This window comes from Methanobrevibacter sp. (genome assembly GCF_017432245.1).
Taxonomy (GTDB): Archaea; Methanobacteriota; Methanobacteria; order Methanobacteriales; family Methanobacteriaceae; genus Methanobrevibacter.
Genome location: NZ_JAFRJO010000035.1, coordinates 20026 through 31102, shown reverse-complemented (window position 1 = coordinate 31102; position 11077 = coordinate 20026). Strand labels below are relative to the sequence as shown.

The following is an 11077-nucleotide window of genomic DNA, read 5'->3' as shown; positions in this document are numbered from 1 at the left end:
TTATTAGATTGAATAAAGGTTCCTTTGAATCTTCTGTAATGTCCATAAGTGCCATTCTCGGACCATTGATCTTGTAGGCTAAAAGGTCGAACTTGTAGTCTTCATAGAAGCCATTTTCCACCATTCTTCTCATAAGTTCGCGTCCTGCTTCAACAGTGTCCAAGTAGTTTGCATCAACTACATGAGTTATTGAAAGATTATGCTTTCTTCTGTAATAGAAATGCTTTCTGATGATTGAAATCCTTTCTGCCTTAAGATAGACATAAAAGAAAAATGGCATGTCTTCGAAGTATATTCCCTCTGGAAAGCTTGCGTCAATTGATTTCAAGAAGCTGTTTCTATAAATCTTTTGGCAGCTGCTCACTGATAGGTCAAATAGGAAATCCTTTGTTTTCTCAGGTGAAAACACGACATCATCAAAGCTTTCATCAAGATTATTCAAGTTAAACCAATCGTTTTCATAGACTCTTCCGGTCTCGTCATCATAATTGATCATCTGATACATGGTCATGTCTGTATCCTTAGCCTTTGCTTCATCATATGCGATTTCGAAGGCTTCCTCTGTAAACCAGTCATCACCGTCAAGAAAAGTGACATATTCCCCTTGAGCTATTTTCATGCCCTTATTCCTGCTTGCTCCAAGGCCGATGTTTTCCTGATCAATGACTACTATTCTGTTGTCCTTTTCTGCATAGCTATTGATAATCTCTAAGGTATTGTCAGTTGATCCATCATTGATTATGATAATTTCTATATCTTTCAATGTTTGGTTCACTACACTTTCGATGGCCTTTCTAATGAATTTCTCTTCATTGTAAGCGGATAGAATAACAGATATTTTTGGATTGGTCATTTAAGATCACTTATTTTTTATGAACGTAAGTTAATTCAATGCATTGATTATTGCTTCAGCCACTTCACTAGTGCTTGCACTTCCTCCAAGGTCTGGGGTTAAGGTTTTTCCTTCATTCAAGACCTCAAGTATTGCATCATTTAAGCTTTCTTCAGCTTCATATTCCTTCAAGTAGTTTAGCATCATGCAAGCTGATAGAAGCATAGCCATTGGATTTGCAATTCCTTGACCTGCAATGTCTGGTGCGGAACCGTGAACAGGTTCAAACAATGCTCCATCCTCTCCAATGTTTCCGGATGGAATCATGCCTAATCCACCTACGAGACCTGCTCCCTCGTCTGATAGGATATCTCCAAAGAGGTTTGTGGTAACGATGACTTCAAAGCTTTCAGGTCTTGTGATGAGATACATTGCAGTGGCATCCACATAGAAGTCTTCCACTTCTATTTCACCTTCATAGTCCTTAGCCACTTCGTATAATATTTCCTTGAACAGTCCATCAGTCACTTTCAAGACATTTGCCTTATGGACTCCAGTGACCTTAGACTTGTTGTTGTTTTTAGCGTATTGGAAAGCATAATCGATAATCCTTCTTTCAGCTTTCTTGGTGATGATTCTTCTAGCTATTGCACCTTCTTCAGTATATTCCTCTTCCTTTGCAATATACATTCCTTCGGTGTTTTCCCTTACGATCATAAAGTCAAGATTGTCAAAAAGGGCATTGGTGTTTGGATATGATTTGACAGGCCTTAGGTTTGCAAACAGGTTCAATTCCTGTCTAAGTCTTACAATAACATCTGCAGCAGTTTCTCCTGCAGCTCCAAAGAGGCATGCATCTGCATTTTTTGCAAGCTCTATTGTTTCATTTGGCAAAGCTTCACCATTCTTTTCAAGGCATTCGTCTCCAGCTTCACCATAAGTGAAGTTAAAGTCAATATCCAATGAATCCAATACTTTTATGCAAGCATCCATAACTTCTCTACCAATTCCATCTCCTGGAATTACAGCAATATTATACATTTTTTAACCTCATTATGATAATAAAAAAATAATTATTGATAATTGTTTTTAGAATAATTTTAGAATTGTTATTAAGAATAATTATTCATTCTTTTGATTTTTTAAGTAATTGATCAAACCACCGGATTCAAGGATTTCAAGCATGAATGGAGGTAATTTCTTAAATTCAATTTCCTTTCCGCTTTCTGAAATGATCAATCCCTTTTCCATGTCAACTTCGATTTCCTCACCATCTTCAATGAGTTCAGACACTCCAGGTGCTTCCAAAAGTGGAACTCCAACATTTGTTGCATTTCTATAAAAGATTCTTGCAAAGGATTCGGCTATTACGGCAGATATTCCACATCCTTTAATAGCTATTGGAGCATGCTCTCTGCTTGAACCGCATCCGAAATTGCTTCCTCCAAGAATGAAGTCACCTGCGTTTGCTTTTGACTTAAAGTCAGGTACCAATCCTTCCATGCAATGCTCTGATAACCTTTCCTCATCAGTGTAAATTAAGTATCTTCCTGGAAGAATAATGTCTGTATCAATGTCATTTCCAAATTTCCAAACCTTTCCTTTCATGTTATTACCTCTGAATAGATTTATTCCTCCTTAGGAAGAGCGATTCTTCCTTCTATAGCTGACTGTGCAGCCACTTTAGCTGAAGATAGGTAAACTTTTCCCTCTGGACTTCCTTGCCTTCCCTTAAAGTTTCTGTTTGATGTTGAAAGACTTACCTCATCAGGTCCTATAAGGCCGGTATGGCCACCAAGGCATGGTCCACAGCATGGTGCTGAAACAAGGGCACCAGCTTCTACAAATATCTTGATTAATCCTTCATCCAATGCCTTAAGGTAAGTTTCCTTAGAGGCAGGAATGACCAACATTCTAAGCTCATTTGCTATCTTCTTTCCTTTCAATATTCTTGCTGCATCTCTCAAGTCTTCAATTCTCCCGTTTGTGCATGAGCCAATAAAGACTTGATCGAGCTCAACATCACCAAGCTCGCTTGCAGGCTTTACATTATCCACATTATGAGGACAAGCTATTTGCGGCTCAAGTTCACTTACATCAATATCCATAATTTCAAGGCTTGGAGAATCAAGGTCGCTTTTAAGGTTGGATTTTTCAATAAATGCCTTTAACCTATTCTTGTTTTCACCGCTTACACGATCTTTAAGGTAATCATATGTCTTTTCATCTGGCTCTATAAGGCCTGTTTTTCCTCCCATTTCAATTGCCATATTTGATAGGACCATTCTATCTGAAATGCTCATGTTGGAGATTGTCTCTCCTGCAAATTCACATGACTTATAGGTAGCGCCATCTGCTCCAACTTGGCCTATGATGTTCAAGATCACATCCTTTGCTGATGTGTTCTCTTTAAGCTTGCCTTCAACATTGAATCTGATTGTTTCAGGCACCTTGAACCATAACTGTCCGGTTGACAAGACCATTGCCATATCTGTAGAGCCGATTCCAGTTGCAAATGCACCTAGCGCTCCATATGTACAGGTATGTGAGTCTGCACCTACAATAACGGTTCCAGGTATTACATGTCCCTTTTCAGGCAAGACCTGATGACAAACCCCTTCCTTTACATCGTAGAAGTTTTCAATTTTCTGTTCCTTTACAAATTTTCTCATCAATATATGATTGTTTGCGGAATCTAAAGAATCTGCTGGAACCTGATGGTCAAATGGAATCACTATTTTAGAGGAATCCCATACCTTTTCAGTTCCTATTTTTTCGAATGATTCAACTGCGAGAGGTCCAGTCAAATCATGCATCATAGCTATATCGATATCTGCCATGACAATATCACCAGCTTCAGCTTCTCCTTTGCCGGAAGCTCTTGCAAATATCTTTTCAGCAATTGTTGACATATTTCACCTCATTTAAAAAGAGTTAATGATAGTTAGTTAGCATAATAGGTTTTTAGTATAATGGGTTTATTTGTTATATTTAATAAATTTCCATAATTTCTTCTATTTCTTTCATTATTTGTTGTATTTATACAAATTTCCATAATTTATTAAAGTAATGTCATCTGGCACTTCCTTGATTATGTTTTTAGTGTCAAAGATGATTCTTGTTTTCATGTTTTTAGACAATGATTCATAATCCAAGTTCTTGAATTGGTCATGGTCTGTTAGGATTAAAACCAATGATGAGTCTTTGGTTGCTTCATCAAAATCAAAGTAATCAGGATTGTCAAAGTGAGGGTCATGGATAGCTATTTCGTATCCTGCTGCCTTCAATCCAGTTATTATTTCAAATGCTGGGCTTTCCCTTGCATCATCTGTATTCCCCTTATATGCCACTCCAAACACAGAGATCTTTTCTGCATCCTCATCAAGCTTTGATAGTATTTTGCCGGTGTTTTCAATTACAAATCCTGGCATGCTGTTGTTTGTATCCCTTGCCAACTTGATTATCTTAGCGGTTTCAGGAGCTTTTGCATAGATGAAATACGGATCGATTGCAAGACAGTGTCCACCTACACCAGGGCCTGGGCTATGGATATTCACTCTTGGGTGCTTGTTAGCCATTTCAATAACATCAAGTGCGTTAACTCCAATCTCTGCACCTATCTTTGCAAGTTCATTTGCAAGTGCAATGTTAACGTCTCTAAAGGTGTTTTCCATACATTTGGACAATTCTGCAGTTTTTGCTTCAGTTTCGATTATTTCCCCTTCAACAAAGGTTCTGTAAACATCTGCAGCTTTACGGCTGCATTCTTCTGTTATTCCACCAACGATTCTGTTGTTGTTAACCAATTCTTCCATGATTTGTCCAGGGAGAACTCTTTCAGGGCAATGAGCAAGGAATAAATCTTCTCCAATTACAAATCCCTCATTTTCAAAAATCGGCTTAATTATTTCATCAGTTGACATAGGAGCTATTGTAGATTCAATGATAACAACATTTCCCTTATTTAAGACAGGCAAGATGGATTGGCATGCAGATATCACATAGCTTAAGTCACAGCTTAAGTCCTCTTTAACATAAGGTGTAGGAACTGTGATGATAAATGTGTCTGCCTCCGCTGGCTTCAATGAAGCTCGATAGTGTCCTTTTTTCACTGCATTTTCAATAGCTTCTGTAATTCCCGGCTCTTCAATGTGAGCAATTCCTTGGTTTAACTTATCAACAATCTCTTCATTCACGTCTACTCCAAGGACTTCACAGCCATTTTTAGCAAACAAAGCTGCTGTTGGCAATCCAATGTAACCTTGACCTACAATACAAATTTTCATAAATATCGCCCTGAATGTTTTATTTTGTCATCGTTTAAATTATTTTTAAAATAAAACTTTTTTAAAGTATTATTAGTTTATACGATTTTATTTATGATTTTTATTCAATATAAATATTTTATATAAATCCTATTTATTATAGAATATATTTATATTTTATAAAACTAAAAATTATATTATAATGTTTTAAATTTACTTTTAATGACTTATGTAAATTTTAATTTAATTTGAGGAATTTTATGAAAATAATGATAACTGGTGCCTATGGAATGTTAGGTTCTGATTTAAGAGAGGTTCTTAAAAACTTTGAATTGATCGCTACCGGTTCTAAGGATTTGGATATTAGTGATGAAGAGAAGGTGATGGATCTCATCTGTGAAAAATCACCGGATTTAGTCATTAATGCTGCAGCTTATACTGCTGTTGATGATTGTGAAAGCCACTATGATGAGGCATATGCTGTAAATGCAATAGGCCCTAAAAATTTAGCCATTGCTTGCAGGAAGCAAGACATTCCTTTAGTCCATATCAGCACAGATTATGTTTTTGATGGAAACAAAAGAACTCCTCTTATTGAAACTGATAAGCTAGGTCCTCAAAGCGCTTATGGGAAAACAAAATTGGAAGGAGAGAAATTCATTCAGGAAAACACTGACAAGTATTTCATTCTTCGTACTGCATGGCTATATGGCCTTCATGGAAACAATTTTGTAAAGACAATGTTGGATTTGGCAGAGACTCATGATGAGATAACTGTTGTCAATGATCAAATTGGCTCTCCAACATATTCCTTGGATTTGGCTGTTGCAATCACCAATCTATTGCACAGCGATAAGTATGGAATTTACCATGTGACAAATGAAGGGGAATGTTCCTGGTATGATTTTGCGAAGTTGATATTTGAATTATCCAATCTTGATGTCAATGTCATTCCAGTAAGCACTGAGGAATTCCCAAGACCTGCTCCAAGACCTCATTATTCAGTTTTAGATAATAAAAAATGGAATGCATCAGGATTTGTTCCAATGAGAGATTATAAAGAAGCTTTAGGAGCATATTTATCATTATATAACTTCTTCAAAAGACTTAGAAAGATCTGACTGATTTAAAAATCTTAAATTATTTTACAAAAAATTTTAATAAATACAAATTAATCTTTATAAAAGTGAGTGATTATATGAAAGGAATCGTATTGGCTGGTGGTGCTGGAACAAGATTATATCCAATTACAAAGGCTATTTCCAAACAGCTCTTGCCTTTATATGATAAACCGATGATTTATTATCCAATATCCGTCTTAATGCTAGCTAACATTAAGGATATTCTTATCATTTCAACTCCAAGAGACTTGCCAATGTATAAGGAATTATTGGGAGACGGTTCTGATTTGGGAATGTCTTTCTCTTATGCTGAGCAGGAAACTCCTAATGGCTTGGCTGAAGCATTCATCATTGGTGAGGAATTCATTGGTGACGACAATGTTGCTCTTATCTTAGGAGACAATGTATTCCATGGACATAGATTTACAGAAATCTTGGAAAGGGCATGTGCTCTTGAAGAAGGTGCAGTTGTTTTTGGTTATTATACAAACAGACCTGAAGAATTTGGTGTAGTGGAGTTCGACAAGGAGTGGAATGTATTGTCCATTGAAGAAAAGCCACAGCATCCTAAATCCAATTATATCGTTCCAGGACTTTATTTCTATGACAATGATGTCATTGAAATAGCAAAGAATGTGGAGCCATCCCTAAGGGGAGAGCTTGAAATCACCTCAATCAATGAAGAGTATCTTAAGCGAGGAAAGCTTAAGGTTGAATTGCTCGGTAGGGGAATGGCTTGGCTAGATACTGGAACTCATGACGGTTTGCTTGAGGCAAGTAACTTCATTGAAACCGTACAAAGAAGACAAAGTTTATTTATAGCTTGTTTGGAAGAGATAGCTTATTTAAAAGGTTATATCGATAAGGAAGATTTATTGAGATTAGCAAAGCCTCTTGAAAAGACCGAATATGGCCAATATTTAATTGAACTGGCTGACAGAAAATTATAATCAAATTTAATTAAATTTAATTAATCTTTATATCAGATTTAATAAATTTTATATCAAATTTTATCAATCAGGTGTAAAAATGGGTAAATTCAAGATAACTAAAAGTGAAATTGAAGGCGTCTTCACTGTTGAGCCAACAGTTTTTGGTGATGAGAGAGGATACTTTATGGAAACCTATAATGAAAATGACTTCAAGGAGGAAGGCATTGACTTGACCTTTGTTCAGGATAATCAATCAAAATCATCAAAAGGAGTTTTAAGGGGGCTTCATTTTCAATACACTCAACCTCAAGGAAAATTGGTTCGTGTAATCAAAGGTGAGGTTTTTGATGTTGCTGTTGACCTTAGAAAGAAATCAGGAACTTATGGAAAGTGGATTGGTGAGATTCTTTCTGAGGAGAATAAGAAACAGCTTTTCATACCAAAGGGATTTGCTCATGGATTTTTGGTATTATCTGATGAGGCGGAATTTGTTTACAAATGCACCGATTTCTATAATGGTGAAGATGAGGGAGGAATCATTTGGAATGATCCGGATATAGCTATTGATTGGCCATTGGATGGAATCGGAGAGGAAAACATCCTTTTATCTGATAAGGACAAGTTATGGAAACCAATGAAGGAAACTGAAACTGATTTCTAATTAGTTATTCACGTTTATCATTTTAATGATTACAATTTAGATTATCAATTATTAACAATTATTTATTCAATATGTGATTTATATGACTAAAGTTTTAATAACAGGTGGAGCAGGATTTATAGGAAGCAATTTTGTAAAGTATATGCTTGAAAAGTATCCTGATTATGAGATTGTTAACTTAGATGCCCTTACATACTGTGGAAATCTTGAAAATTTGGAGGATATTGAAAACAATCCGAAATATACATTTGTTAAAGGGGACATTCAAGATGCAGAGTTGGTGGATTCCATTGTCAAGGATACTGATTATATAGTGCATTTTGCTGCCGAAAGTCATGTAGACCGCAGCATTGAAGATCCTCAAATATTCATCAAGACCAATATTATTGGAACTCAAGTATTGTTGGATGCTGCCAAAAAGCACAAGATCAAGAAGTTCTTACAGGTTTCTACAGATGAAGTCTATGGAAGCCTTCCCAAAGAAGGATATTTCACAGAAGAAAGCCCACTTAAGGCAAACAGCCCATATTCCGCTTCAAAGGCCGGTGCAGATTTAATGGTCAGAGCCTATGGAGAAACATTCGGCTTGCCAATCAACATTACAAGATGCTCAAACAATTATGGCCCTTATCAATTCCCTGAAAAGCTTATCCCTTTAATGATTTCAAATTCTTTAGAGGATAAGGAATTGCCTGTTTATGGTGATGGAAAGAACATTAGGGATTGGTTGCATGTCTATGACCATTGTACAGCTATTGACCTTGTTCTCCATAAAGGGAAATTAGGTGAGGTCTATAATATCGGCGGGCATAATGAAAAGGAAAACATTGAAATTGTAAAGCTTATCTTAAAAGAGCTTGGCAAGAGCGAATCATTGATTAAATTCGTTAAAGACAGATTAGGCCATGACAGACGCTATGCAATTGATTCCACTAAAATAACTGAGGAATTAGGCTGGAAGCCTAAATACACATTTGAAACAGGAATCATAGAAACGATCAATTGGTATTTGGACAATCAGGATTGGATGGAAAAGGTGAAATCCGGTGAATATCAGGAATATTATGAGAAGATGTATTCTAAAAAATAATTATTTTTTGCTTATTATAAATTAAAAAAATAAAAAATGTCTAAAAAATTAAATTTTTAAAATTTTTGCTCGAAAAGTGATTTTATGAAAGTATCAGTAGTTACACCAAATTACAATGGTTTGAAATTCTTGAATAGCTATTTTGAAACATTATTGATTCAAAGCAGATTTATTGAAGAAATCATTATAATTGACAACAATTCTACTGATGGAAGCATAGAATTCATTGAAGAGTTTATGAATAGTTCCAGCTATCCAATTGACATAGTTCTTATAAAAAATGAGGATAACTTAGGATTTGCCCCTGCAGTAAATCAGGGGATAAGACAAGCTAAATGTGAATACATATATTCAGTAAACAATGATGTGGAACTTGAATGGAACGCTTTGGAAGAAATCATCAAGGCTATGGACGAGTCAATTGATTTAGGGGAAAATCCGTTTTCAATCCAGTCAAAGATGATTCAGCACTACAATAGGAAATTGATTGATGATGCTGGAGATGAGTACACTATACTTGCTTGGACTAAAAAGATAGGGGACGGTCAGCCTATAGAAGGGTATAACGAGAAAAGGGAAATATTTTCATCCTGTGCAGGGGCTGCATTGTATAGAAAATCAGTCCTAGAGGAAATAGGACTTTTTGATGAGAATTTCTTTGCCTATGTAGAGGATATAGACTTGGCTTACAGGTCTCAGATATACGGATACAAGAATTACTTCTGCCCAAATTCAATTGTTTATCATTATGGAAGTGGAACAAGCGGAAGCAGATACAATGAATTCAAGATCAGATTGGCAGCCCGTAACAACGTATTCCTGATTTATAAGAACTTCCCAATTTTACAAAAGATTATCAATTTCATATTCCTATTCCTTGGATTTTTAATAAAATACCTTTTCTTTGTTAGGAAAGGATACGGTTCCATTTACTTGGATGGAATCAAGGATGGATTAGGGAATAGAAAAAAATTAACAAAAACCCCATTTTTAAGAAAAAACTGGAAAAATTACTTTAAAATAGAATGGAAACTTATAAAAAATACTATTAATTATTTAAGGAAATAAATGCTTTACTTTAGGTGTAAAAAAATCCCTTTTAATTATTTAAGGAAATAAATGCTTTACTTTAGGTGTAAGAAAATGCGAAAATTAGATTTATCAATCATCATTGTCAATTACAATACCTTCAAATTAACAAAGGAGACTATTGATTCATGCTTGGCTGAGCCGACTCATTATACATATGAAATCTTTCTTGTAGACAATAAGTCAACTGATGACAGCTTGGAAAAGCTAGAGGAATACTTTAAGGATGAAATTTCAAGAGGGATACTTAAGGTTATAGCCAACTCCAGCAATGATGGTTTTGCAAAGGCTAACAATTTAGCTATTGAGCAAGCTGAAGGAGAGTATATACTTCTCTTAAACTCAGATACACTAGTAAAGGAAGCTACAATCGACAAATGTATGGATTATATGACCAAAGGTTCAAATGCTGATGTCGGTGCATTGGGATGTAAGGTCTCACTTTCAGACGGATCTCTTGATAAAGCATGCAAACGCAGTTTTCCAAATCCTGCTAATTCTTTTTATAAATTGTTCAATGTTAAAACTAAGAGTGGAAAAGACGATTATAACCTTGATGATCTGGATGATGATGGGGTTTATGAAATCGACTGCTTGGTAGGGGCATTCATGCTCGTTAGAAAAACAACAATTGATGATATCGGTCTTTTGGATGACACTTTCTTCATGTATGGAGAAGACATTGATTGGTGTTATAGGATAAAACAGGCGGGATGGAGAATCGTTTACTTTGGTGAAGCGGAGATAATTCACTATAAGGGCGCAAGCAGTGAAGACAAAAAGACCAAAAAGAGAAATCCAAAGCTTATTTATGAATTCTATAGAGCAATGTATATCTTTTATAGGAAACATTATACTAAAAAGTACAATATATTTGTCAATATTGCCGTTTATATTGGCATTGGTGTTTTATTGATTTTTAATTTAATCAGAAACGCTATAAGGTCTTGATTTTATTTTTAAATGGATATTATTAAAAGTTAACTTAATAATGTATATTATTAATAGGTAATTTTATAAATAATAGTTTTTAAATCTATTATTGTATAAAACTCAAGTTGATATTAAGTGAATTAGAGTTTTTAAA

At 35.2% G+C, this 11077-nt stretch carries 11 protein-coding genes; 6 read left to right on the top strand and 5 right to left on the bottom strand.

Going from position 1 to position 11077, the window contains the following annotated elements:
- From IJI80_RS03185 to IJI80_RS03165, 5 genes are all read right to left on the bottom strand, one after another.
- A partial coding sequence (locus IJI80_RS03185; protein ID WP_292787589.1) for a glycosyltransferase family 2 protein occupies nucleotides 1-853 on the bottom strand: 853 nt, incomplete at its 3' end.
- 30 nt (nucleotides 854-883) lie between these two features.
- A complete protein-coding gene (locus IJI80_RS03180) occupies nucleotides 884-1873 on the bottom strand; it encodes an isocitrate/isopropylmalate family dehydrogenase (RefSeq protein ID WP_292787587.1) in 990 nt (329 codons plus the stop codon).
- Nucleotides 1874-1954: 81 nt separating this feature from the next.
- Entirely contained in the window at nucleotides 1955-2440 is a 486-nt protein-coding gene (locus tag IJI80_RS03175; RefSeq protein ID WP_292787585.1) for a 3-isopropylmalate dehydratase small subunit, read from the bottom strand.
- A gap of 20 nt (nucleotides 2441-2460) precedes the next feature.
- The gene (gene hacA, locus IJI80_RS03170; RefSeq protein WP_292787583.1) at nucleotides 2461-3744 is read right to left on the bottom strand and encodes a homoaconitase large subunit; all 1284 of its coding nucleotides are present in this window, start codon (nucleotides 3742-3744) and stop codon (nucleotides 2461-2463) included.
- Nucleotides 3745-3858: 114 nt separating this feature from the next.
- Nucleotides 3859-5118 (bottom strand): nucleotide sugar dehydrogenase, encoded by a 1260-nt coding sequence (locus IJI80_RS03165; protein ID WP_292787581.1) that lies wholly within the window; start codon nucleotides 5116-5118, stop codon nucleotides 3859-3861.
- A 239-nt stretch (nucleotides 5119-5357) separates the two neighbouring features.
- Between IJI80_RS03165 and rfbD the strand changes: the two genes are divergently transcribed.
- The 6 genes from rfbD (at nucleotide 5358) to IJI80_RS03135 (ending at nucleotide 10941) form a co-directional block, all read left to right on the top strand.
- Entirely contained in the window at nucleotides 5358-6218 is an 861-nt protein-coding gene (gene rfbD, locus IJI80_RS03160; protein WP_292787579.1) for a dTDP-4-dehydrorhamnose reductase, read from the top strand.
- A 77-nt stretch (nucleotides 6219-6295) separates the two neighbouring features.
- Nucleotides 6296-7168, top strand: coding sequence for a glucose-1-phosphate thymidylyltransferase RfbA (gene rfbA / locus IJI80_RS03155; RefSeq protein WP_292787578.1), 873 nt, complete (start codon nucleotides 6296-6298; stop codon nucleotides 7166-7168).
- Nucleotides 7169-7247: 79 nt separating this feature from the next.
- Nucleotides 7248-7811 (top strand): dTDP-4-dehydrorhamnose 3,5-epimerase, encoded by a 564-nt coding sequence (gene rfbC / locus IJI80_RS03150; protein ID WP_292787575.1) that lies wholly within the window; start codon nucleotides 7248-7250, stop codon nucleotides 7809-7811.
- Nucleotides 7812-7893: 82 nt separating this feature from the next.
- The gene (rfbB, locus tag IJI80_RS03145) at nucleotides 7894-8901 is read left to right on the top strand and encodes a dTDP-glucose 4,6-dehydratase (protein ID WP_292787574.1); all 1008 of its coding nucleotides are present in this window, start codon (nucleotides 7894-7896) and stop codon (nucleotides 8899-8901) included.
- 84 nt (nucleotides 8902-8985) lie between these two features.
- Nucleotides 8986-9969 (top strand): glycosyltransferase family 2 protein, encoded by a 984-nt coding sequence (locus IJI80_RS03140; protein ID WP_292787572.1) that lies wholly within the window; start codon nucleotides 8986-8988, stop codon nucleotides 9967-9969.
- A 75-nt stretch (nucleotides 9970-10044) separates the two neighbouring features.
- Nucleotides 10045-10941 carry a glycosyltransferase family 2 protein gene (locus IJI80_RS03135; RefSeq protein WP_292787571.1) on the top strand — a complete coding sequence of 299 codons (897 nt, stop codon included), beginning with the start codon at nucleotides 10045-10047 and terminating at the stop codon, nucleotides 10939-10941.
- Nucleotides 10942-11077 lie beyond the last annotated feature (136 nt).

Excerpts from the sequence above, each read along its gene's own strand:
- IJI80_RS03180 (WP_292787587.1), bottom strand. The coding sequence starts at position 1,873 with ATGTATAATATTGCTGTAATTCCAGGAGATGGAATTGGTAGAGAAGTT.
- IJI80_RS03175 (WP_292787585.1), bottom strand. The coding sequence starts at position 2,440 with ATGAAAGGAAAGGTTTGGAAATTTGGAAATGACATTGATACAGACATT.
- hacA (WP_292787583.1), bottom strand. The coding sequence starts at position 3,744 with ATGTCAACAATTGCTGAAAAGATATTTGCAAGAGCTTCCGGCAAAGGA.
- IJI80_RS03165 (WP_292787581.1), bottom strand. The coding sequence starts at position 5,118 with ATGAAAATTTGTATTGTAGGTCAAGGTTACATTGGATTGCCAACAGCA.
- rfbD (WP_292787579.1), top strand. The coding sequence starts at position 5,358 with ATGAAAATAATGATAACTGGTGCCTATGGAATGTTAGGTTCTGATTTA.
- rfbA (WP_292787578.1), top strand. The coding sequence starts at position 6,296 with ATGAAAGGAATCGTATTGGCTGGTGGTGCTGGAACAAGATTATATCCA.
- rfbC (WP_292787575.1), top strand. The coding sequence starts at position 7,248 with ATGGGTAAATTCAAGATAACTAAAAGTGAAATTGAAGGCGTCTTCACT.
- rfbB (WP_292787574.1), top strand. The coding sequence starts at position 7,894 with ATGACTAAAGTTTTAATAACAGGTGGAGCAGGATTTATAGGAAGCAAT.
- IJI80_RS03140 (WP_292787572.1), top strand. The coding sequence starts at position 8,986 with ATGAAAGTATCAGTAGTTACACCAAATTACAATGGTTTGAAATTCTTG.
- IJI80_RS03135 (WP_292787571.1), top strand. The coding sequence starts at position 10,045 with ATGCGAAAATTAGATTTATCAATCATCATTGTCAATTACAATACCTTC.